This is a genomic window from Anoxybacillus sp. EFIL, assembly GCF_013096955.1.
Classification (GTDB): Bacteria; Bacillota; Bacilli; order Bacillales; family Anoxybacillaceae; genus Anoxybacillus; species Anoxybacillus ayderensis.
The window spans coordinates 204,545-228,961 of the sequence record NZ_SDLH01000002.1 but is presented as its reverse complement, the minus strand read 5'-3'; the positions used below and the strand labels follow the sequence as shown (position 1 = coordinate 228,961).

Annotated in this window: 17 protein-coding genes and 5 pseudogenes; 2 read left to right on the top strand and 20 right to left on the bottom strand. The window is 40.5% G+C overall.

Annotated features, from left to right (window positions below; translation table 11 throughout):
- Window position 1: 1 nt before the first annotated feature.
- The 8 genes and pseudogenes from ES017_RS04200 to ES017_RS04165 form a co-directional block, all read right to left on the bottom strand.
- Entirely contained in the window at window positions 2-1,861 is a 1,860-nt protein-coding gene (locus tag ES017_RS04200) for an HAD-IIIC family phosphatase (protein ID WP_014195824.1), read from the bottom strand.
- Window positions 1,858-2,952, bottom strand: a complete 1,095-nt coding sequence (locus tag ES017_RS04195) for a 3-oxoacyl-ACP synthase III family protein (RefSeq protein ID WP_171334795.1) — start codon at window positions 2,950-2,952, stop codon at window positions 1,858-1,860. The genes ES017_RS04200 and ES017_RS04195 overlap by 4 nt, the downstream gene beginning before the upstream one ends.
- The gene (locus ES017_RS04190) at window positions 2,921-3,643 is read right to left on the bottom strand and encodes a Rossmann-fold NAD(P)-binding domain-containing protein (protein WP_014195822.1); all 723 of its coding nucleotides are present in this window, start codon (window positions 3,641-3,643) and stop codon (window positions 2,921-2,923) included. Before ES017_RS04190 ends, ES017_RS04195 begins: the two co-directional genes overlap by 32 nt.
- 9 nt (window positions 3,644-3,652) lie before the next feature.
- Window positions 3,653-4,396: a 3-oxoacyl-ACP reductase FabG gene (gene fabG / locus ES017_RS04185; RefSeq protein WP_014195821.1), complete on the bottom strand. Its 744-nt coding sequence runs from the start codon at window positions 4,394-4,396 to the stop codon at window positions 3,653-3,655.
- Between the two features lie 62 nt (window positions 4,397-4,458).
- Window positions 4,459-4,746 carry a phosphopantetheine-binding protein gene (locus ES017_RS04180; RefSeq protein WP_014195820.1) on the bottom strand — a complete coding sequence of 96 codons (288 nt, stop codon included), beginning with the start codon at window positions 4,744-4,746 and terminating at the stop codon, window positions 4,459-4,461.
- Between the two features lie 22 nt (window positions 4,747-4,768).
- Window positions 4,769-7,063, bottom strand: coding sequence for a beta-ketoacyl synthase N-terminal-like domain-containing protein (locus tag ES017_RS16205; protein ID WP_171334794.1), 2,295 nt, complete (start codon window positions 7,061-7,063; stop codon window positions 4,769-4,771).
- The gene (locus ES017_RS04170; RefSeq protein WP_171334793.1) at window positions 7,060-8,148 is read right to left on the bottom strand and encodes an alpha/beta hydrolase family protein; all 1,089 of its coding nucleotides are present in this window, start codon (window positions 8,146-8,148) and stop codon (window positions 7,060-7,062) included. Before ES017_RS04170 ends, ES017_RS16205 begins: the two co-directional genes overlap by 4 nt.
- Window positions 8,141-8,830 (bottom strand): annotated as a pseudogene (locus ES017_RS04165) (thioesterase II family protein). Before ES017_RS04165 ends, ES017_RS04170 begins: the two are co-directional and overlap by 8 nt.
- Window positions 8,831-8,845: 15 nt before the next feature.
- Here ES017_RS04165 and ES017_RS04155 point away from each other — a divergent pair.
- Window positions 8,846-9,268, top strand: a pseudogene (locus tag ES017_RS04155) (integrase core domain-containing protein); the annotation flags it as partial.
- 553 nt (window positions 9,269-9,821) lie between these two features.
- Here ES017_RS04155 and ES017_RS04150 read toward each other — a convergent pair.
- The 12 genes and pseudogenes from ES017_RS04150 to ES017_RS16195 form a co-directional block, all read right to left on the bottom strand.
- A pseudogene (locus ES017_RS04150) lies at window positions 9,822-11,102 on the bottom strand (IS110 family RNA-guided transposase).
- A 253-nt stretch (window positions 11,103-11,355) separates the two neighbouring features.
- Window positions 11,356-12,006, bottom strand: coding sequence for a response regulator transcription factor (locus tag ES017_RS04145; protein WP_094240633.1), 651 nt, complete (start codon window positions 12,004-12,006; stop codon window positions 11,356-11,358).
- 26 nt (window positions 12,007-12,032) lie between these two features.
- Window positions 12,033-14,294: an ATP-binding protein gene (locus ES017_RS04140; RefSeq protein WP_253263350.1), complete on the bottom strand. Its 2,262-nt coding sequence runs from the start codon at window positions 14,292-14,294 to the stop codon at window positions 12,033-12,035.
- A 3-nt stretch (window positions 14,295-14,297) separates the two neighbouring features.
- On the bottom strand, window positions 14,298-14,453 hold the full coding sequence (gene comX / locus ES017_RS04135) for a competence pheromone ComX (protein ID WP_004889116.1): 156 nt from the start codon (window positions 14,451-14,453) through the stop codon (window positions 14,298-14,300).
- Between the two features lie 21 nt (window positions 14,454-14,474).
- Complete coding sequence (locus tag ES017_RS04130) at window positions 14,475-15,365, bottom strand: polyprenyl synthetase family protein (RefSeq protein ID WP_094240632.1); 891 nt, start codon at window positions 15,363-15,365, stop codon at window positions 14,475-14,477.
- A gap of 124 nt (window positions 15,366-15,489) precedes the next feature.
- Entirely contained in the window at window positions 15,490-15,933 is a 444-nt protein-coding gene (locus ES017_RS04125; RefSeq protein ID WP_216367417.1) for a hypothetical protein, read from the bottom strand.
- 131 nt (window positions 15,934-16,064) lie between these two features.
- A pseudogene (locus ES017_RS04120) lies at window positions 16,065-16,361 on the bottom strand (IS1380 family transposase); the annotation flags it as partial.
- Window positions 16,362-16,471: 110 nt separating this feature from the next.
- Window positions 16,472-16,810 (bottom strand): hypothetical protein, encoded by a 339-nt coding sequence (locus tag ES017_RS04115; RefSeq protein WP_094240630.1) that lies wholly within the window; start codon window positions 16,808-16,810, stop codon window positions 16,472-16,474.
- 240 nt (window positions 16,811-17,050) lie between these two features.
- A pseudogene (locus ES017_RS04110) lies at window positions 17,051-18,165 on the bottom strand (IS4 family transposase).
- A 123-nt stretch (window positions 18,166-18,288) separates the two neighbouring features.
- Window positions 18,289-19,467: an RHS repeat domain-containing protein gene (locus tag ES017_RS04105; RefSeq protein ID WP_483296338.1), complete on the bottom strand. Its 1,179-nt coding sequence runs from the start codon at window positions 19,465-19,467 to the stop codon at window positions 18,289-18,291.
- A gap of 7 nt (window positions 19,468-19,474) precedes the next feature.
- Complete coding sequence (locus tag ES017_RS04100; RefSeq protein WP_006324175.1) at window positions 19,475-20,428, bottom strand: YncE family protein; 954 nt, start codon at window positions 20,426-20,428, stop codon at window positions 19,475-19,477.
- Window positions 20,429-20,670: 242 nt separating this feature from the next.
- Window positions 20,671-22,110: an RHS repeat-associated core domain-containing protein gene (locus ES017_RS16195; RefSeq protein WP_171334790.1), complete on the bottom strand. Its 1,440-nt coding sequence runs from the start codon at window positions 22,108-22,110 to the stop codon at window positions 20,671-20,673.
- On the opposite strand from ES017_RS16195, the gene ES017_RS04090 reads away from it, so the two are divergent.
- A complete protein-coding gene (locus tag ES017_RS04090; protein ID WP_483296336.1) occupies window positions 22,075-23,406 on the top strand; it encodes an IS1380 family transposase in 1,332 nt (443 codons plus the stop codon). The genes ES017_RS16195 and ES017_RS04090 overlap by 36 nt on opposite strands.
- Window positions 23,407-24,417 lie beyond the last annotated feature (1,011 nt).

Here is a 24,417-nt window from a genome sequence, read left to right as displayed (position 1 = left end):
ATTACACGTTCACCCTTTCTTTGCTTGATCTCAGTTGAATCCATTCTACTTTCTCGATCTCTGTCTTGAATCGATACACCCATCGTGTTCCGTAATCACCTTGATCAACGTACTCAAATCCATGCTGTTTGTAAAAGTCAGCAACTAGTTTATTTTTTGCACTTGGTTTATAGATTCCAATAACCTCAGCAACTCCTTGCGACTTTGCATCTTCTAGAATCAATCGTAATACTTCAGTTTCTACTTTTCGTTGGAAAACTCGACAGCTCATCACAAAATTCTCAATCAACCATCTATCTTCTTCTTGCGTCACATGGACATAGCCCACAATCCCGTTATCGCCAAACTTATCTTTGAGGCGGAACCCATACAGGCGATGACTATTACTGTTTGAAATTGCTGACACATCGCTTTCAGTCAGTCGAGTTGTCGTCAGATTAAATTGATTCGTTCGTTGGGAAAGTTGGGTGATCCTTGGAATATGAGAAGATGCCACGGCAAACAAGTCGAGCTCCATTTCAAGCTGCAATAGGTACTCTTCAATGGAAGCCGCTGCTTCTTTTAACTCCTCTCTCTTCAGCATTTGTTTGTATTTTTCTGATCTTGTCCGATCTTCGTCTGTTAACACGAGTGTGTTGAAATATCCATCGATCAAAAGATCGTGAACATACAGGCTAGGGTCTTTCGATAAAGGGATGACCGTGACTTCCGGAAGATGGCTCGACACAAGTTCTCGTTCAAACGGATTGTCATCGACAAAAACAAAGCTGTCTTTTCCGAGATTTAAGCGATTCGCCATGTTGGCAAGACTTTCTGATTTTGGTCCCCAGTTGCACGAAATTTGTACAAAATCATCTTCCTTAAGAATCATGTCGTCATGGGATGTAAAAATGTCTTTTACATTGTCCCAATCGTTCTTACTGGCAATCGTTAAAAGAACCCCTTGCTCTTGAAGTCGTTTAATGGTTTGTTGGAAGGCATAAAATTGATTTCCGGGGAATTCCTTTGAAAGCTGAACTCCGTGCACCCCATCATCTCCGATCACACCGCCCCAAAGAGTGTGGTCTAAATCTAAGGCAAGAACCTTTTTGGTTAACCCTTTAATAGAAGCTAAAATGGAAGCTAACTCTTTCGAAAGGACTTGCCATACATTTGCTGTATAGCTCATCGACGCATAATACTTCATCCGCTGATCACGAATTTCTCCCGCGTTTTGTGTGAGCACTTCAAAATCTAAGACAATGACATTTTCTAAGACGGTATAAAGGTTTAGTAGATTTTGGTTGAATTTTCTCCAGAGAATGCTTAATTGCTGCTTATCTCGATAATTCGTCACGGTCTTCCAATCATTTAAAGGCAACGGAATGGTATGAAGGACAATCGTTTTTGCTGTCCGTTCCGTGTAAACTGTTAACACCTGTTTAATCTCTGCAAAGGCTTGATCGAGGGAAGACGATAAAGAGTTCACGGACCAGCCTTTGTCACCAATATGCTGAAAAATAACCGATTCATCCAGGGAACAAACCGTCACGTCTGGATTGAAGTGATCTAAGTCACTTCCAGGTTGAAGCATAAGAAACCTCCATTGATTAAAGCCACCCATAAAAGTTTGGATGGAGAGATTTCGTTTTGTGGCCTCAAACGCTGTTGCATTCTCAAAACCTTGAATCGTGTGGCTTCCGACAAAAGCAACTTTTGCTGGAATGCCGTCACTCTCTATTTTTCGGATTAGTTTTCCTGCCTTTTCTTGACCAATTGGGGTCGTGATGTGCTGTAGCAGAGACTTTATGTCGTTAACCCTAATTCTTTCATTCTTCTTCGCCAACTCTTTCAGCTTTTTTAACGATTCTTTCTCTGTCATTGTCTACATCCCTCTTTATAAATCAGTGTGATCCCTGTCTTTATCCATTTCGAAGATTCAATAGCCACACAGACGACTTTATCGCCATGTGATAGCTTGTTTTGTAGTTTTTTCATTTGCAAATAGGGTAATGCGTTTCCGTTGTTGCCGGTATACTGTACACAATTAATCGTAGAGTCCAAGTCTAGTCCAAGTGACTCAATGATTTTTTTGGTCATGTTCCACCCGAGCTGTGGGAGCAAATAATACGTGACGTCCTCACGCGTCCAGTTCATAATGGCTAACAATTCATCCAACACTTCTTTCGTCATGATAGGAACCGATGATTCGATCGCTTTATAATCTTCATTAGCCGACTGAAATTGCTTGCGGATGTCTCGTTTACTAAGTTCCTGAATGTTTTCCGGGATTGCCCCAAACCAATTCATGATTTGTCCTGGTTTTTTGCCCAATCCTTCAAAGCGATTTTGAATATGAACAATTTCTAAGCCGTCTCGGTCATCATTCGTTAAGACGACCGCTCCCGCTCCGTCGCCAAATAAGGCATAATTTATGATCTCTGACGAACGTAGTTTCTTGAAGTCACGATTCAAATCCATGTATTTGTTGCAGACGTCTCCCCCAATAACGAGCGCGTGGCGATAGGTGCCTAAAGCTAAAAATTGAGTCGCCACATCGACTCCTTGAAGAGCACCAGAGCAACCGGCTTGAATCTGGTAGGTTCGCACATGGGAAAGGCCTAATCGGTCAGCTACTAGGTTCACAGTTGCTGGCATTAAATGATCCGGAGTTGCTGTAGAAAGAACGATAAGGTCAATGTCTGTTTTCTCAATGCCCGCATCTTCTATTGCTCGAACTGCCGCTTCTGTGCAAATATCTGTCAGATTAAAATTTACGGTGCCCCTTTTAAAATCGACTGCAAAATAACGTGAGGTGTTTCCAATCATTAAGTCAATCCACTCTTTGCGGATTGAAAAGACCTCTTCCATCTGTTCATTGGTTACAGGCTCGCCTGGCAAGTACTCTCCAAACCCAATCATTCGAATAGCCTGCACTCTGTTAGATTCCTGTCTCAATTCCTGCTCCAACATGGACATTCTCTCCTCCTATTAAGTCGGCCGGACCCTCAATTAACATGTCTAAGGCTGGGATATATTCATTAATCGTAGGAAGCTTAGGTTTTAGACTGAATATCTCGACTTTATTTTTGACAGCCTTTTTCTCGACTTTGTCAAATTCGTGATCGTAGTATCCAAAGGTCATCGCATTTACATTTAATTTAAAAGCTCCCAACTCTTTTGACATACATTTCATTAAAGAAAGCTTTGCATGATTTAAGATTGGGGAGCTTGGATATCCAGCATAATAAAGAGGGTCATAAAAGAGCGGAAAGATAATTTTTCCTTTTTTCAGCTTCACCATTTGGCTGACAACGACCTTGTTTACAAGATAAATACGGTTAAGTGCGTCGACAATGGTTTGATTAAGCTGTAAAGGATCTTCATCAAAAAGTGCCTCTTCATCGAGCATTTCATTTCCGTGAATAAGAATATCAATGGGAATTCCTTGTAGAGTCTCGTCTAGTTTTTCTTGTAACGCTTTTTCTTGCACGTCTGACATGTAAATTCCTTTGTGAGCTGGATCTTCTACTATATATTGTTGGAACGCCTTTTTTTCGTTAAAGAGAAGAACGCATTGATATCCTTTGTTCTTAAAATGGGACGCGATTAGTTGATTGACCTTCTCTTCTCCGTTAGTAATCAGTACATGTGTTGTTGTCACGTTATCCACCTACCTTATAAATCCTCCATCCACCTTTAAGACGGTATCGGTTACGTAGTCACTTAAATCTGATGAAAGATACAAAACGTTCCGTGCAACTTCTTCGGCCGTACCTAACCTTTTTGCATTTGTAAAACGAAGAAAATTGGAAATCTTATCTTCTGGAACATGATGGATCATTTCTGTTTCGATCATCCCAGGTGCAATTGCATTAATCGAAATGCCTTTCGAGTAGTATTTTCGAGCAAGCAGTCGAGTCAATCCTATAATTGCTCCTTTAGATGTTCCGTAATTCGTCTGCGCTTCTCGACCGACGACACCTGTTACAGATACGACATTGACGATTTTCCCTTTTTGTTGCTGCTCCATGAACGGCAGAACCGATTGACAAAAATAAAGGGTTCCTGAGAAATTGGTGGAAATGACTTGATTCCACTCTTCCTCTGACATTTTAAAGATGAATTGATCCCGGTTGATTCCTGCGTTATTGACAAGAATATCGACTCGTCCATATGTATCAATCACATCACCAATTACGGATTGGACAAATGCTGGGTTATTCACAGATCCCTTCACATAGTGAATAGTTTGGCCATTGACATTTAATATTGCTTCAAGTTCCTTTGCTGCGGCATCGTTGTTTGCATAAATGCCGACCACAAAGGCCCCTTGCTTCACAAACGTTTGAACAATTGCTTTCCCAATCCCACGAGTGGCGCCTGTGACTACAGCAATTTTATCTTTTAATAGCATACTCTCCCTACTTTCGTTTTAGGATGTTGGAGTACAGCCTCAGGCTGCACCCCATCGTATGATTAGCTGTTTACTTTTTCTTTTAACTGCTCTTCGACAAAAGCAGCTAACGTAGCAACCGAGTAGAAATGTTTGCGGATTTCTTCTTCTTCCAGACCTTGCAGCTTAATGCCAAACTCTGCTTCAACACCAGCAACGACGTCAAGGGCTTCAACAGAATCTAATCCTAGTCCGTCACCGAATAACGGCTCTTCGTCTTCAATTTCATCTGCTCTAATGTCTTCTAATTCTAATCTTTCAATTAAAATTTTCACCTTAATAATCTCTTTGATTTCGTTTAATGTTTTCATATTCAAAAAGCCTCCTAGTTTTTTATTTTGATATAGCCATTGCTATACAATTACCATTGATTGAAGTTGCAAGAATTAACCCCGTGTTCAAGCGATCTCTCGTCCACCCTAATGAACGAGTGACCTCTTTTTGTTTTTGCTCTGATAAGGAAAGTAATTCAACCGCGACCTGCGTATGAAACAGTGAGCCGTTCGACTCCATATAGCCGCACATATCATTTAATGTATAAATTGGTATGTTGCCCATGTCTGTTTTTAACTGCAAAAATGCTTCGGTATCGAACACATTATTGTTATGGTAGAGTATAAAATCGATTTCGGACAGAGTTAAATTCGCATCGGATAAACATTGAGATGCGCACTTTTGAATCGTTTGATAAATGTCATTCTCTAAATTAGAGCTCATGCCGAAACCTTTAACCTTTGCATAGATGTCTAGTCCTTGCTCTTTTGCTATTTCTTTATCGGCTAACATTAAGAACGTACTTCCTTCTGCTGTCTCATACGTACTTTCTGATAAGAGAAGCGCTCGGTCAATTTCCTTTGATAGATCCGAAGCTTCATCACCGGCACCGACGAGGATGATTTGTTGTTTCCCACTTTTAATGGCCGTTGTTCCATACAGCATGGCATATATGCCATCGGTCCCACCAGAACTATGGGAGCTGCTAAACCCTTTCAGGCGAAACTTTTTCGCAATTTTCCCCGCTGTTGAGTTCAACACCATGTCAGGAAAGTAGACTCCGCTTGCATTTTCAAAGCCTCGCTCGAGAATCGATCCTAAATATTTTTCCGCACTCTTTAAGCTTCCTCTCGACGTTCCGTAGACGAGTCCGATATCTTCTGACCAATCATTGGATTTCAAAGAATTCTTAAGAGCGAGGTCGCAGGCCCCAATGCTATATTGAGTCAATGGATTCATCCGTCTCTCGTAAAGATCTTTTTTGTATTCTTTTAAAGAAAATTCTAGTTGAGTCGTCTGAGAAGAATAGTTAATTAAAGAGAGTAATACTTTTCCTGATTTGTTTGCTAATGCGTGAACGGTACCGAATCCGCAAACGACAACGTCTGACTGCTTTGTTGTTTCGCTATCACCATCTAAGTTCGGTGTTTGAGGAGAATGAAAGACATTTTTTGATAGAATAGAGACATTATGGCCTCCAAAAGCTGAATTGTTGCATAAAAAGTATTCTGGAGAATGAACTTGCATTTCATTGGTGACGAGCTTTGCATTTTCGCAGCCTTCTCTCGCCTTTTCAAAGTGAATCGTCGCTGGCAGGAGTCCTTTCTCTAACGCTAACAACGTTGTGGCGTACTCAATCGCTGCAGCTGCTCCTAAGTTATGACCAAAATAAGCCTTGCTTGAGCTGACATAGATGTCATAAAATTGTTCACCGAAAAAGGATTGCAGCCCTTTTAACTCAGCAGGGTCATTAGCCTTGGTACCGGTCCCATGAGTGTTGATGTATCCAATCCGCTCTTTGTCGACACCGCCCTGTGCAACTGCCATTTTAACAGCACGCAGAATTCCTTTTCCTTCTGGCTCAGGAGCCGTTTCGTGATACGCATCACTGCTTAGTCCATATCCAATGATCACCGAGTAAATTTTTGCCTTTCGAGCAACTGCTTTTTCAAGAGGTTCTAATACGAGGAAGGCTGCTCCTTCCCCCAGGCTCAAACCATAATGGTGACTATAAGGTGAGCAAGGTTTCTCATTTAATGCTTTTAAGGCATTAAACCCAGCATAAACTGAGGGTGACATAGAGTCTGAGCCTCCAGCAATCATGACATCCGCGTAGCCATGCTGTAGCATGTCGCAAGCAAACCCAATTGCATTTCCACTTGCTACACACGCAGAATTCAGAGTCTTTACTGGACCGTTGAGGTTAAAATACTTTGCAACGGCATCTCCCTGTTGGAAAAACGGATAGTTTTTCGTTAAATGGCTGTCTAGGTTCGAAAGTGTTTTTTGATGCTCGAGAGAATTTAACCCTCCATTACATGTTCCAAAAGCCAGACCGATAGTCTTGTTGTGTTCTCGTTGTAGATTCGCTTCCTCTAGCGCCTCTTGAATGGAAATAATGGCATATTGTGCACAACGATCAAGGGATTGTTGCTCTTCCGGCGTAAAATGCTCGGACGGATCATAACCCTTAATTTCAGCACCAATCTTACTAATAAACATACTTACATCAAACGACTGAATGGAATCAATTCCAGTTTGATTTTGTTTCATATTTTCAAAGACTTCTTGCTTGTTTCGACCGATTGATGAAATGATACCAATTCCGGTAACTGCTATTTGTAATGGTTTCACTTTTTACCAACTCTCTTTTTCAAATTCTCGATCATAAGAAGTGCAGATAATATGATTTTTAGCTTGATGTTTTTACTTCCACTCTGTTTCAGAACACTTAATGGGATCATTTTTTGAATGTATTCCAAGTGATTCGGAGAACCATGGATATCATCGAATTCAATGAGCTTTAAGTTCGAAACGTTTTGCTTGATGAATTGCTTTTCTGAGTACGGGATGATTTCATCACGTGCGCTAAAAATATAGGTTAGCGGAATGATGAGCTTCTGAATTTGTTTAGCTGATAAAGCTAAGCTCTTCATGTGATTCTGAAGTTCATCATCACGGAGATTGCATACATGAGACAATGTTCTTCTAGTAATGAGAGGAACAGTCGCCTCTGAATACTCGTGATAAAAACGATTGATTGGTGCTCCAACAGTGGTGATTCCCTTTATTCTTGGATCCTCTAACGCTTGTTTGATCGCCAATTGACCACCAAAGCTCATGCCAACGATAAACGTGTTTTCCACATCTGCTTGTCTAGCTAAGTAATCTAGAATCTTCCCGATCATCTGATGAGAAGATTCATGAAACGTCAAATAATTTTCTCCAACCCCTGGAAATTCCGTGACGACAACCGAAAATCCCATTGTCTTTCCTGCCTTGAGAAACACGCTCCATTGTTCTTTAATAGATACAATGCCACCTAAGACAAGCAAACAAGGTTTGCTTTGATCGAGATTCGCTGTGTAGAAAGAAAGACTTTTGCCTTGCACATAAATTGTGTGTTTTTTGACATTCTCATCACAGTAGTGGTTTTCGAAGGTACGAACTAATTCTTGACTAGCTTTTTTTTGCGCATCTGTTTCTGGGTACGGAAATCGAGCAAAGTTATAGCATTGAATGGCATCTGAAACATGTCCGTTTTTTAAGCTTTGTTTCGCTGCCTTTATCCAAATTAAATCCCAAGCCCCATCGTCTTCACCATCATGAGTTGGCTCTCTATAAATCGAGTTAAGAACCTGCTGCGGGTCTAGCCCTTTAAAACGTTGGGATTTAATGTGCAATTTAGCATATTGTTTTAATTCAGACAATTCAATCAACTATTACACCTACCTGAATGTACTTTGACACTAGGTTTGAAATAATCTCTGGATGCTTGAGTATTTCGAAGTGATCACCCTTTATCATTTCAATGCTTACAGCTTGATTCATGCACTCGTTCCACAAATGGATTTTCGTTTTGTCGATGATTCGATCATCGTCGCCATTGATGACATATGTGGGTATCGGCCAAAATTCTTTTTGGAAAACAAACGTTTCGACTAATGACAAATCTGCTCGAATGATGGGGGCAAACCATTTTATAAACATGGGATGTCTTTGCAAATGGTCTGGAATCCCACCAAGGGCTGCCATCTTTTGCATTAACGTGCTGTCATCCTCTTTGGTCACTCGTACAACACCTTTGTACTCTTGCAAAGGGTTGATCCCACTCAATATTTGAAATATAGGATTACGATTCTGTAAGCGTCTAGTCACTTCTTAAGCAAACAACGCACCCATGCTATGACCAAACACACCCCAAGGCTTACTATCTTGTATCGTTGCCTCTACTTGAGCTACTAGATAATCAGTCGCTTCATGAAAATCTTCTATTATTGGCCGATCCACTTGTTTCCCCCTACCAGGTAAATCAAACGGAATCACCTGTATGCCTTCCAATCTCCATCGTTTGAACATTGATGACGAACCTCCAGCACAATGAAAACAGAGTAATCTCATTAAGCATCTCCCTCTAAAAAGCTACCGTCGATTCCTGAAGACTGGTCTTTCGTCGTGGATGGCAATCCAATTTACTTGTTAGCTCAGCACTTTTTCGCCCAACACGGAATTTCTTTCGATGTCCGCCAAGTCATCGGACTGACAAATGCTGATCCCGTGTCCGAGGAATATCGACCACTTAAACAGATCATTGAACGATTCAACCGAACGTTTAAAGGCAACTACCGACCCACTCATGGATTTGACGCAGAAGAAGGCTCCGTTTCCTTTGTCACGCTCTTTGTGGCGTATTTTAACTTCTTACGCCCACATAGTGCCCTAGAAAAACGAGTACCTGTCGTCATCCCAGCGTTGGAGAGCCTCCCACACATGCCTGCGCGCTGGACGAAGTTGATCGCCATGGCGCAAGAGATGTTGGCACAACAAGCAGCGTCCTAAGGACGGATTCAGCGAAGCGAACCCTTGACCATCCGAACCTCGCCAAAGGTAAAATCAGGATAGGGCAAGGGCTGCTTTCCTATGCCCTTTTTCCCGCCCTTGCCCTTTCCGATCCCACCATTCCCTTTAAATACCTTAAAAAGGACTTTTCATAGATTTTTTGACACTACCAGAAATGTTGATATATCAAGGCTTCTCGGCATCTTAGGGGTGCAAAAAAATATTTTTCGACAAAACTCATCACATACTTTTTCATTTTTGTTGATATCTAACAATCAATGGTGCGCTTCACGGTCACTGGGTATTATTGTATTTTTTCTATACCAGTGGGAGGATAGGTATGCGATGCACCTTGGATCTCTGCATAGCTGATGAGGACGAACCCTCCAATGTCTCTGGGCATCCGTGTGCCAATATTCCTTCGTTCGGTCTCTTCACCAGGCAGAGGCCGGCTAAGCTCTTTTAGGGACTCGAGGTCGAATGGAGAAAATCGTGCCAGCTTCTCCGTGTCATCTGGTTGTTCAGAACATTCTTTTGACCAAAGGAGGCGGCTCTAGGCTGCCTGTACTTGAGTGGAGGAGAAGATATCTTGCATCATTCGTTCCTCATCAAATGCTTGTTGCTTCATACAAACCGCGTATAGAATATTCAATAGCTTGCCACATAACACGACGATGGATTGTTTCTTACGCAACGGGTTGACGGGACGTGTCGTATAGTACTCATGCAAGGCTCGGAACGCCTTGTTATGGCAAATGAGAGGAATCATCACCCGAAAGAGAAGGGCACGCAGCCGTCTCCGTCCTCGCTTCGAGATTCGTTTTTGTCCCTTATGTTGTCCAGAGGAGTTTTCTTTCAATGTCAAGCCCTCTAACTTGATCAATTGCCGAGGATCCTGATACTGAGCAAAACTTCCGATTTCCGACAACAGTTCAATGATAGTCGCATCTCCTAGCCCTAGAATCGTTTGAAGCCATTCGTACTCCACTGTTGTTTGTGCAAGGGCAGTTAACCATTCCGTCAACGCTGTGATCTCTTGTTCCAATTGGTGATATCGGCGAACCAACGTGGCAATTTGGATACGAGCCATCCGTTGTCCTTCCGTGATGACAATCGAATCACAAGAGACCTCAATCAGCTTTTAAATTTTCGGTTTTTGCGGACATTTCAGTCCTTCGCTTTGACGGTATCGCTCCATGATCCCTTCGACCGTCTGATCGACGATGTCCAAAGGAAATGGCGTGTTTTCTAAGACCGCCAATACGAGGTTTCCGAACGACGGAAATACCTTCACAAACTCAGGGAAGTACTGATCAAGCCAACGAATCATTTGATTGAGGACAGCATTCCGTTCCTTAACGAGCGATTCTCGAAACGTGCTTCCTGCCCGTAATTCTGCCTCCACCTCGAGAATGCGTGGATAGCTAAAGCGCCCGTCTTTGACCAGTCTTGCGATGACGAGGGCGTCTTTGGCATCGTGCTTCGTTGGCAGGTTGTCGTCCAGTTCTTTCGACCGTTTGACATGCATCGGGTTGACCATGACCAATGGGATCCCTTTTTCCTCGAGGAAATAGGCGAGGTTCAACCAGTAATGTCCGGTCGGTTCGATTCCGACGATCACTTCTGTTTTTCCAAATTCCCTCATTGCCTCTTGAATCAACGCATAAAACTGCTCGAATCCGGCTCTTGACTGGAAAACCGGAAACCGCTTCTTCAGCTCCCGGCCCCGCGCGTCCACCATCGCTGCAAAATGCTTTTGCTTGACAATATCCATTCCAATCACTAATGTTTGATCCGTGACTTGTTCAATTTTGCGATTTTGTGTACAATTCATCTTGTAGTCCTCCTTGGTCTGATGTTAGGGTCAACTTTCCATTGACACCTCTGCGTCATACCAAGAGGGCTTTTTTCTTTCAAGTCCCCCAAAACCTTTCTAACAAGAATGCTCCTTTCATCTCCATTATATCCCTTCTCTCTTTCTTTTTCACCGCCAACATGGTGTCGAACCCCGCCATTTTTTTGTCGGATACCGACACGAAATGGCGGACTTCAAAAAGAAAATGCCCTCACCGATCCGGTGAAGGCATTCACAACATATGATGCTCTGGAATGAGCCCTAATTGTTTTGCTTTTTCCACTGCTTCTATTCGTGAAGATACGTGCAGCTTTGTGAAGATGCGCGATAAATGTCTTTCTATCGTTCGTTGGCTCGTGTGATGTTTTTCTGCAATATCTTTATTACATAAGCCGTTAGCAACTTCCATTAATAGTTCTTGCTCGAGAGAACTCAGCACCGCCAGTTGTCCGTTTTCATCCATATTTTCTTTTGCTCCACAACGGCACAGCTGACGCAATACATGCACAGGAATGACCGCCTCATCTCGTAGCGCACAGCGAATCGCTGTCACCAATTGCTCGCTTGATGCGGTTTTGCTAACAAAACCGGTAATGCCGAATTCAACGAAATAATTTAAAAAGGGAACAACATCATATCCGGTATAGATGACAATTTTCGCATTCGGCTGTTTTTGGAGAATTCGTTTACCCAATTCGATACCGCTCATATCCGGCATACACCAGTCAAGTAAACATACATCATACGCACGTTGCTCGACGATTTGTTCTGCTTCGCTCGCAGATGTCACAATGTCTACTTGAAAATCTCCTTCACGTTCAAGCACATTTTTCGTACCTTCGCAAACAAGACGATGATCGTCGACGATTAAAATGTGAATCATTCCATCAATTTCTCCTTTCCGTACGTTTATAATGGAATGGTTACCGTTATCTCTAATCCAGATCCATGCGATGACGCGATTTTGCATGTTCCACCTAATCCTTGCACACGCTCTTTTATTCCAAATAATCCTAAATTACCATGATGATCATTTAATTTTTCCATCTCTATTCCTACTCCATCGTCCACATAACGAAGTTGAACAGCCTCATCTTGCGCATCGAATACGAGTTGGATCGTTGATGCTTGAGAATGTTTTACGGCGTTGTTTAACAATTCTTGTATGATCCGATACATCGCCAGTTCCTGTTCTTCTCCTAATTTAGCTTGTATGTGAACATTCCACTTTACTTTTATATTCGTACGTAAATGAAATCGGTCAATAAGCTGCGAGATTGCTTGTTTTAGTCCCATCTGACTCAAAAACGGCGGTCTTAATTCATGACATATTTCTCTTGTTACATCAATGATATCGAGGATCTCCTCGTCGATATCGTTTAGCTGTTTTTGTATATCTTCCACGCATAGAGGTTGAACAAGCAAGTTTTCCACTTTTCGTCTTAACAAAATTAAATCTTGAAGCAATGTATCATGCAAATCGATCGCCAGTTTTTTTCTTTCCCTTTCTGACCATTGGAACATCAACCGAGTAAACGAAATCGAATGTTCTTTCTCTTTTAATCGATCTAACTCTTTCAATAGCTCCTCCACTTTTAACATGTTTTCGATCGTCATGCTCGTATAATAAACAATCGTAGATAGCCAATCTTTTTGCTCGGTGCGAAATGAAAGAGGATGTTTCTTTTTCCCTACTAACCATAAACATGTCTCATGAAATGAACCGATAAACACGACAAATAAGGAGCGATGTTCCATTACGCGCCCGATCGAAAGTGGAGCACCCCTTATTTTTTGGACGATATTCGCCCAATGTGCTTCATTGTACTCGAAAGAAAGCGGTTCGTTTATGGACTGTATTACCTCTATTTTTTCTACGTCCAAAATTTCTTGTAATTCCTTTTCCAAACAATACATGGCTCCTTCTACTGTACGTTGTTTTTTCAGTTGTTCACTTATGCGATACAAGCTCTCTTCATAAAAATGTTTTTGCATACGTAATTTTGTCCGCCATTTGCGGTCTAACCATTCTTTTATGTAAAAAGTAGCAAGGACGATGATGTAAACGATAGAAAATAAAACAACAAGTTCAGCCCATTTGCTAGAGTGATGGATCCATTGATTGTACACAATCATCATAAAAAAAGATGGGAATAATGCAAACAAACCGAGATACTTCAACCGCTCGATGGAAAATGGCAGTTGAAACAGTTGATCTGTTGCCATTAAATAAAAGAAAACGATCGGTAAGGCGAAGAGAAAGCTAACGGTTAATTCCGCTGGCAGTATCCATTTTTTCATCACTAGCATAGGGAGACTATAAAAGAAAAGAAACGGGATCGTCGATAAACTAATTGCCAATACAATTCCTTTTATCGTATGTTGCAGTTCATCCCCCCTAAGCTTTCTCCACCCTTTCCCTAGCGAAGTAAAAACAGATGACATGTTGATAAAATATGCGAGCAATAGCGCGTTTGTCTCATCGATGGAATGAAACGGTGCCGTAAGCAAAACAAAAACTAGCAAAATATTTAATCCATAAAGAAGAAAGACACTTGTCTTCGCAAACCACACTTTCTTCTCTTTCTCAAAATATTCATAAACAAAATGTAAAAAGACGGTAGGTAAAGCTAAAAATGTACCGTTAAACACTTGTCTTCCAATCGGTTCATATTTTGCTGATAGGCTGGCGCTCACATAACAAAGCCCCATCAACAATAACAAATAAATAAGCACAGTCGCTGATTTACCATGCGGTCGCAACTGAAGCAAAAAAATGCTAAAACGGATGGTAAATAAAAAGAAGACCGTCGGTAAAAGGATGTAATATACCCATTGTGCAACCCCATGCGACTTCATATCCACTCTCAACGTTTGAACTTGATTCCATCGTTGAATGGTTATCGTTTTTGCTTGTTCGATGACGTGATATTTTTCGACAGTAAAGTGGGAGAGTGGATGTTTTCCATTTATCTTTAATACTCGGTCATTCGGTCGAATGCCATGTTGCTTCGCCCAGCCGAACTCGTAAACACCGCTTACAACAACATCACCATTTTTCTTTTCAACTACATCAATGCCGAACAAGGGGTACGTTACATTTAAAATGGTTAAATATACTGCCACAACAAAAGCACCAATGATTACGATAACTTCTCGGTTCATCGCCATGATTTATCTCCAATATCCAAGCGGTCTAGTCGATTCGCTAAACACCTTTATCACCGCTTTTACCTCTAACTCACTTAAACCGATCAGGCTCACCGTACCATTTTGTAATTTTTCGATGACTTCCGGATGTTCTACTAAAAAGCGAATGATTTGTTGCATCACAATCTCCCTCCAACATTCTCAAATAAATGTTTTCAGCGCAGATTTATACGCATCATCTACATCTAGTTTTTCGATTTCTTGCAAAGCCTTTTCCTTGTAAATCTGGCTCATCACTTTTGCATAGTAAAACGCTCCTTCCTGTTCCATTTGCTGAAGCGCTTTTTCTTTTTGGACATACATCCTATCGTAGTCTATATCGTTGTTGAAATACTGCTTCCATAAGTTATCGTTCTTGCTTTCTAGCATATACAAAATCGGAAGCGACTTTTTCTTTGCTTGAATATCAGCTTTTTTATCCCAGTTGTATAGCGCATCAAGATCATTGTCGATTTGTGCTGCAATACCGATGTAGCGAGCATATGTTTCAAGCGTTGCGATGTCCTCTTTTCCTGCTAATAATGCTCCGATTACACAAGCCATCGCAACAAGAGAGCCTGATTTTTTCTCTACCATTTTTATATATTCTGCTTCTGTTTGTACGTCACACGCCACATCGAGCTGTTGTCCGTGTACACTTTGCAACAAGCAAGACGTAACATATGACAGTGCCTTTAATTTTTTATTACTAGGAATCGATACATTCGCAATCGCTTGCTGGCCAAGCAGCAAGAACCCGATCGCAATATGAAGAGGAATAGCTGTATCCTCGAAACGATCTTGATCGACTACATCATCAAGTAAATCGCCAGCAAGCACGATCAATTCAATAGCCGCTGCGATATATGTTGAGTGATTTCCTTGTGTCGAAAACAAGTCATAATGCAAGTAAGCCAACCGTCCAAACAACAAATCGCTCTCTTTCATATGTTGCTCGATTGCCATCAACATGTGTGCTTTCAGTTGCGGTTCCGACATAAATTGTTCCACGATTTCCTTTATTTTTTTCGCTATTTTTTCTTTTTCACTCATCCTATCGCACCTTACACAAATATTTACAAATAGGGAATGTTCGACAAGTTCAATAAAATTCCTTCCTGAAAAATAAAAAGACTTGTCGAAGATTGTGACAAGTCTTTTGCTTTGCTATCACTTACTACCCAATAGAACCATTAGCATTGCAATAAAATTCTATACTTGTTGAAATCGTATATGTTGCACCATTATAGGAATATTTTCCCGATACCGTAATGACGTATGTGCGACCACCGTCAATTAATTCCGCATTATATCCTGTCTGTGTCCACGTCCCACTGCCGGATGCTTTTGAGGAAATCGATTTAACTCCCGAAAACAATTGCCTTTTATGAACATCACTATACTGAGTTTCAAAAGTTCCTGTCACATACAAAGTTTGAACGGTTTGTCCAACTTGGATCGTTGTTGTTTTTGTCTTTGATGCAATCGATTGAGGAGTAATCGTCCCCGATTCTTTTATCCCCGTTTGATTGGAATTTGCCAATGAATCTTTTCCTATGCCAAATAAAACTCCTCCAACAAGCATTACCGCTACTGCTATGCTTACAAATTGACGAATCATTTTAAAAATTCCTCCTTTCGTTTTGATAATTTGATTATACTTCACTTTTTTCCATTATTCACCGCCAACTTGATGTCGAACCCCGCCATTTTTTTGCGGTGTGCACGCCAATTGAGCTGATCGAGTCGCTACCGCAGGGTCGGGGAGGAAGGCACATGTTGAATCCTCATTGATGCCGAAAAGATATCGTCATGATAATATACTTCGATATGATCGAAATCCGTTTTTCCTGTGGCAAGCAAGCCAATCATCGAGCGAATGACATCGCTATGGGAAATGTGCACTTCTCGACGAACCGTTGGAAGCCGAAGTGCGTTTACCCGTTTATCCAGTTTCGTTCGATGGAGTAAGTAGCCCACGAGAGCAAGCCCAGCACTTGGAGTAATCGCTTCATCTGTCAATACAAACCGAATCGGGAAATCTTTCATCACATTCACCTACTTTTGATGCGTCAACGTTGTTTTTCCTTATGGTATCAATGGTTCGCATCTATTGTAAAAATGCTTTGTCACGGATTCAGATATTCAACTACAGAACCTTATTTTTTATCATCCTTCGTTACTTTTGAAAGTTTAAAAATACCAACTAACAGACAAATCATACTTCCTGCCCATAATGCCCCTGATTCACCTAAAAGAAGGGAAATTTCTTCTGACGCCATCGGATGATTAATGTCAAAAGAAATTGCTTTTAATGCCAAATATACAGCAATAAAGAACGATACAAAATGTACGAAAATCCAGAAAAATGCTGCTCTTTGTGTAGTATTCCTTCTCCAAAGAAAAATTAATGTAATCATTGCAATGAACATTATTGTGGAAAAACCACCAATTAACATGTTCATCACTTCTTCTTCCAAAGGCAGATGCCGATGCATGTTAAGAACACCTCACATAATGGATAAATGAACTCGTAGTGCTAGTTGAGAACTAGCACTACGAGTTTGATTAGTTTTTTACAAACATCATCACTAGTGTTGCATAAATATTGTCGTAATTTTCAGTTTTATTATTTTTCCTGTTTAGGGCCAAAAAGGTAAATACCCAATTAAAGGTGACCCCCATCCATTTGGAAATTTATTGACAATTAGACCTGTGCGACGACGACAATTTACTTATTAAGGGATGGCTTTTCCTTCAATTTTTCGAAGCCAGATATGCGCTGGTTTCCACAATGCAGCCCTTAAATAACGGCTAATTTGTAGGGTTTTTCGCGTACTATTTGTTTCAATTTGTGCCAGAACATGTAGGCAAAAACAATAAGTGCGATAAATACTTGATTTTGAATTGCCCATTCACTTTGACCATAGAATTTTTTGATGCTGAGATGTTGTTTGATCCATTTAAAAAACAGTTCAATAGCCCATCGTGATTTGTACATCTCGGAAATTTCTTCGGCGCTTAAATCAAAACGATTTGTGATTAAATGGAGTTCATTTCCTTTTGAATCCATCACTTTTAGAAGGCGAAAGTAATTTTCAGCACGGTTTTGAGTTGTTCCAATCAATACCATTTGATCTGACAAAACACTCGTATCTTCGGGTAGTTTAAAATCATAAACTTCCCGTATAACAGCGTTTTTCCGTAGTCTGGAAAGAAAGAAGTAGCCGTCATCCGTCATACGATCAAAGCGCTCATAGTCTAGGTAGCCACGGTCAAACACATACATGCATTCCTTGTCATCCACCATGATTTCAAGCTGTCCACGGTCATGTTCTCTTGCCGTTGTCATCAAAGCTTTTTCAGGATAGGATATCCCCTTTTCCATAAACACAAGGCGCAAATGTAGCTTTACACCCGCCTTTGTTTTGCGAAACTTCGCCCATTTATGGTTGGTCAAATTAAGTGGCAATGTGCTTGAATCAATGATTTTTAAAGGCATGACCCGTTTTGTGTGTTGTGTTTTGGCATGAATTTTTGCGACTAAATCAAGAAAAAGCTTTTGAAATAGATCTGGGTTTATACCATTTAATCGCCGTGACAACTGTGAAATACTGATAGAATTAAGGCCGACCCCTTTTTGAAGCTGGTCATCAAAAAGGCAATCGCTTAGCGCATGGAGACTTTCGATTTCTTCCAATTGCGCAAAAAGCAGTAATTTTAGAAATGACTCTGTCGTTAATTTTTTCGTATAGTAATCTAATTTCATCGTTTTCACCTGTTCTTCAAATAATTGAAGATTTATTGGCGAAAACCATTGTCCAAATGAAGTTTTTCGTGTAATCTTGTCCATGAGTTTGGTCCTTTTTAGTGGATTTGGACGGGTTACCACCTGACTTATCCATTATAAAGGACTTTTTCTTTTCACAAAATAAAATAAGTGAAGATTGTGAGTCTTTTTAATATTAAAATCAAATTAATGCAACACTAGTGATTTTTTATATTTTTCATATATTTTTTTTACATAAGGCTTAGCAGTTGCCCATAAAATTCCTACATTGTTATTAAACATTGATAAAATTTGATTCTCGGTGAAAGAGCCGGCACTAAAATCCCCAAAATTAGAGACCAAATAAGCAGCTGGTGCTAAATGTCCTGCTAGAAACTTCTCTGCAACTTTGCTGAGTTGTCCCGCTTTTGCGAGTTTTGAAACTATTCCTCCTCCTATAGCACCAGTAGCAGCACCTTTAAGAAGCTCTACTGCAAACTTTTTCCCACTAAAATGTTTAAAAGCATTTCTAGTTCCATATTTTGTAACAAGCTCTGCAACATAACCTACTGCATTAATAAAAGCACCGACCAATGCCTCTGCTACGATTATAGGAATGTGCCCACTCGGATCCACATACATTACCGGATTATTTTTCGTATACGCATACTGATTCAAGCTTTGCGGCTCATTCTCAACCCCATGGAACGTATCTCTTGTCAAGAACCGCCCCATATTCGCCTCATAATACCGCGCCATTAGGTAGTATAGCCCGGTTTCCTCATCGTAATAATACCCGGCATAACGGTATGGGTTCGCTGTTGCCAGCGCACCGGTTTTGGACAGAATGTTACCCCATGCGTCATACTCGTATTGGGCGACGACATTTCCGCTTGCATCCGTCAATGCAACGACATCTCCATGACCGTTCAAATGATAGTAGTAAGTGGCTCCGGCTTTCGTCATCGTGACCGGGCGGCCCAATGCGTCCCACGTATATTCCGCTGTGATGTTGTTGTTGGCGTCTGTTTCATACAACAGACGAATCGAGTCGCCATCGTAGTGATAGTAAGTCGTACCGCTTGATGTTGTTTTGCTGATGCGTCTTCCTTGATGGTCATACGTATAGGTTGCGATCGTAGTGCCCGATGCGTTTTTTACTTGAATGAGACGGTTTTCGTCATCATACACAAACGTTTTGTTGCCGTTGTTCGTTAAATTGCCATTGGCATCGTACGTGTACGCTTGTCCGTTGACGGCTGTTAATTGGTCGGCGGCGTCATACGTGTATGTTGTGGTAATCGTCGTCGTTCCATTGTTTACGATTTTCTTCGTACGGTTCCCGACAGCATTGTATTCGTTCCATGGGAGAGGACATGTACAGATACCAATTCTAAAAATATTCTAGTAAGTTGTTCTCTAAAACGTACCCGTTCTCCCAAGTACCAACAAGTAAATATTGGTCATCGTTACTAAATTCAGCAAAACAAGCATATGGAATTTTTTCAATTAATATGGTTTTTAAATCCTCATATCTCAAGATAATTACACTTTCATTATAAGTCACTACAATAAACCTACCATCATTTGATTGATGAAGGTATTGGAAATATCCAATGTGTTCCATAGGAGAATCATTGTCAATGATGTGTCCTCTCTTCAAAATCTTTTTAAAGTCTGAGTCTACTAAGATTATTTCATAACCGTTTACCAAGATGTAGACGTCATGAATGGAGTCGAAAATGACAGAGTCCCAAATTAAAATTTCCGGGTGACTTTTTAACTCAATTGACTGCTTGTTAATTGGTTCCTTAACTTTAACAATTTTATTCTCTCTATAACCCGTTTCGTTATTTACATAACTTAATGTAAATAAATGATAATTTCTATTTTTGAGGAATTGATTATAGTAAATAAGTGTAATGGCGTTTTTAAATTCTGTGAGTATCGTGTATTCCCCTGAATGAATGTTAATAGTTCCAATTTGTTGCCCATCATTGGTTTCTAGAACAGAAAGAATCATTAAATTATCTTGGGTAAAATTAGTATCTCCTTCAACCAACTTAAAAGATTTTTTCGATTGGATCTTTTTTACCAACTGGAAGTTCGCAGTGTTATAAACATATATAGTACCTGTAGTGCTTTTAATTAATAAATATTTATTGTTTTCAGAGAACCTCATATCACTTGGATAATTAGGTTTGTTTAATTCAATAATTTTTTCCCAAGTCGTTAAATCATAAACAATCGTCTTACTATCCATATTATGACATAAAAATTTATTATCTCCTGACAGTCTTATACGGTAAGAAGTTTTTAGTTTTTTTATTAGATTCATTTGAAACATGTTTTGATCCCTCCTTAACCGAGGACACTAATAGTTTAAGTTTTGATTTAGGTATAATCTTTAACTTCTAAATGGTTAAGAATATAGAGATTAACATGGAGTAACGGGTATGATGGATTTTGTCTACTGACGTTTTTCTTTTCTATAGTCATACCTGCAGTGGCTCCACGTTAATCTCATTTGCATGGTTATGCTAATAGGCTATAATCGGCCCATTCTGAAAAATCAACCTAGTTTCACCATTAGAACGGTGAAAAGAAACTCTTTGTTTTTAACCATACTTTAATTGCATCAAGAGCTGCAATTACTCTTTTTCTGTTTGTTTTATAACTGTACTTTTTATTATAGGCATAATTCATGATGTTATTAATTGTTTCATAGTATTTATTTGTATGCAATCTTCTATGCAGCCCTGTTTTAATGCTAATTAAGTTTTGAGGATTATTTACATTGAGACCGACCTTGCTCAATACATTACGAGCTGGTTGTGCTTTTTTGGCCTTTTGTGCGACTATATGATGTAACTCATATTTAGATCTATAGTTCGGTTTTGTTTTTACTCTAGCAAAACTTTGATCAATTAATTCTCCCACAGCATCAAGTGCCTTAATTGCATAATAAACTAACGCAGTGCCTAAAACTGCCACTGCCGCAGCATAAGCTGCAGGAATGAGCATGGCAAATTGCCCATCAGGATCTATATTCACTACAGGGTTATTATTAGCATAAGCATATTGATTCAAACTCTGCGGATCATCCTCAAACCCATGGAACGTATCCCTTGTAATAAACCGACCAATGTTCGCATCATAATAACGTGCCATGAGATAGTATAATCCAGTTTCTTCATCATAACGATAACCAGCATAACGATATGGGTTAGACGAAGCCATCGTGCCTGTTTGCGAAATAATATTTCCCCAAGCATCATACTGATACTGTGCCACAACATTACCATTTGCATCGGTTAATGCCGTGACATCACCGTGACCATTTATATGGTAGTAATAAGTTACCCCACCCTTGGTCATTGTAACTGGGTTTCCTTGGTAATCCCACGTATACTCCGCCACGATGTTATTGTTGGCATCTGTTTCATATAGCACTTGGTTCGAGTCACCATCATAGTGATAATAGATGGTTCCGCTTGATGTTGTTTTGCTGATGCGTCTTCCAAGCTGATCGTACGTGAAAGACGCGATGGTTGTACCAGATACATTTTTTACTTCAATGAGACGGTTGTCATCATCGTACACAAATGTCTTATTGCCGTTGTTCGTTAAATTGCCATTGGCATCGTACGTGTACGCTTGTCCGTTGACCGCTGTTAATTGGTCGGCGGCGTCATACGTGTATGTTGTGGTAGTAGTCGTTCCATTATTTACAATTTTCTTCGTACGGTTCCCCACAGCATCGTATTCGTACGTGATGGTCGTCCCGTCTGCTAGTGTTTCTTTTGTCAACTGATTCAACGCATCATATTGATACGTGATCGTTCCATTGTTGGTTTCCACACTGGTAATGTTGCCATTGGCATCATAGCTGTAGTTGAAGTAATTTAAGACATTGCCGTTCGCGCCAAAGTTTTTAATCGATTTTAACTGGTTGGCATCATTATACTCGTAGGCGGTATAGGTGCCATTCGCATGGATTATCGAACAGTGCCAGGCACTGTTCGCCACTTACTGCACCAAACGAAGCTGGATAAACGAGTAAACGCCCTTCGGCTCCCAACGGTTCGTCGAGATGTGCACATTTCCCATAGCGATGTCATTCGCTCGATGATTGGCTTGCTTGCCACAGGAAAAACGGATTTTGATCATATCGAAGCGTATCGTCAGGACGATATCTTTTCGACATCAATGGGCATTCGGCACGTACCTTCCTCCCCAACGTTGCGACAGCGTCTCGATCAGCTCGCTTGTCTTCCGATGATCGAAACCATCATTTGGGAGGAATCGATGCGTCTGTTGGTTCGACAACACGCTACCTTGTCCCCTTGTTGGGCGAAAGGGAAAACGACATGGCTTCCCCTTGATATAGATGCTTCCCCATTTGACAACTCCGATACGAAGAAAGAAGGAGTGAGTCGAACGTATAAAGGATTTGACGGTTTTACGCCGTTGTTTGCGTACGCAGGGAAGGAAGGGTATATCGTTCATGCCGAGCTGCGTCCAGGGAAACAACATGTACAAGACAACATGCCTTCGTTTTTAACTACCGCCATCCGTCGAGCTCGTCCGCTGACCTCGTCTCGTCTGCTTGTCCGCATGGATGCAGGAAACGATGCGGAAGCGAATGTGCACGTATGTCTAAAGGAAGACGTGGACTTTGTCATCAAGCGAAACTTACGCCGAGAATCGAAAGCGCTTTGGTTCCAGATCGCTTCGCAAAAGGGCAGACGCGTCGATGATGGACAAACAGAAGGAGTACAAACGTATGAGTTATGCCTTCCACAGACAGCAGCAATCGATGGACACACGTATACGTACGTTCAAGTCACCCAAGTGACGGAACGAACGATGGAACGAAATGGACAGCTGATGCTCGTTCCTGATTACGAAGTCGAAAGCTACTGGGTGCGCCTCGAAGGATACGAGCATGTTCGAATGAGTGATGTGCTCGCATTGTATCACGATCATGCGACATGCGAACAGTTTCATAGCGAACTGAAAAGCGACTTAGATTTAGAGCGACTTCCATCAGGGAAGATGAAAACGAATGCGCTCGTGTTAGTCATGGGAGCATTCGTGTACAACCTTCTTCGTCTGATTGGACAAGATCTATTAAGCGATCCGAGACATCCATTACATCATAAAGTGAAACGCCGCCGCATCAAGACGATCATTCAGACGGTGATCACGATGGCAGGTCGACTCGTCCGCCGATCACGACAGATCTGGATGAAACTGACGCGAAGGAGTGGCTATAGCGAGCCCCTTCTGAACATTTACATAAAATGGAGAGAAGGAGTATAACGAACGATTGTTCGCAATTCTGTACTCATCCTAACCCTCTGTCCTTTTTTGTTTTTTCTTTGGTTTATATACCTAAAAAAGATATTTATTTCATTTCTGAGAGTGAAGATGACATCTGTTTTAAACATAAAAAGGGAATGGTGGATCACGCATCCATAAAACCAGCAAAAAAGTCAAAGTCGATGTCAATCCATCACGGATTCAGGTCATCAGCTAGAATTCCAAAAACAGTAAATATATGAATCCAATTACAATACCTAATCCCAACAAAAATAAAAATATCCTTCTAATTATAGGAGGGAAAAGTTTATAAATCATCATAAGAAAAAAGTCAGAAACATCTGTTGGTGTTCCAGAGGAAGACTCTTTAATTTTTACATTAGATCCAAAAATAGATAGCCATATTAAAGACAACCCTATTAAAATAAAAATGATTGACATCAAGGTTAATTCCATTTTTTACACCATCCTTATGGCTAATTTATTTAAATCTAAAAATTTCAATCAAGGGGCATTTCAACCATTTTTAACTTAATCATAATATGGCACATTAAATTATTAGTTCATTAAATCAAATTCCACTTTGCGAACTAAGTGTGTTTCCTAAAAATTAAATATTCCGTTTTCTGAATTCAATTTACCTTCAAAGCACTTCTTTTTCTCAATCAAGAGATAGATCTACAAAAGTTCATGTGCTGGATGAGAAACTGACTATACCCGAACGCTTCTTTGTTACTCACACTTTACAAAATCACATTATAGTGTGTATAAAACATTCCTTCCCAAAATCATGGCAATATAAATTTAAAGATTATTATTTCCCTTGTACGTCAGCCAATCACTTTAATTTGGAATTTAACCTCCAAATTAGATGTATCCGTTTTACATGGAGTAGCGGACATGTTTGGTTCAATGCCTAGCAAAACAAGGATTAGTGCTCGCACCTTTCCCTAGAACACATGTCCGCAGTGGCTCCATATTAAGCAACCGAATGTTTTTTTCTGTAAACAG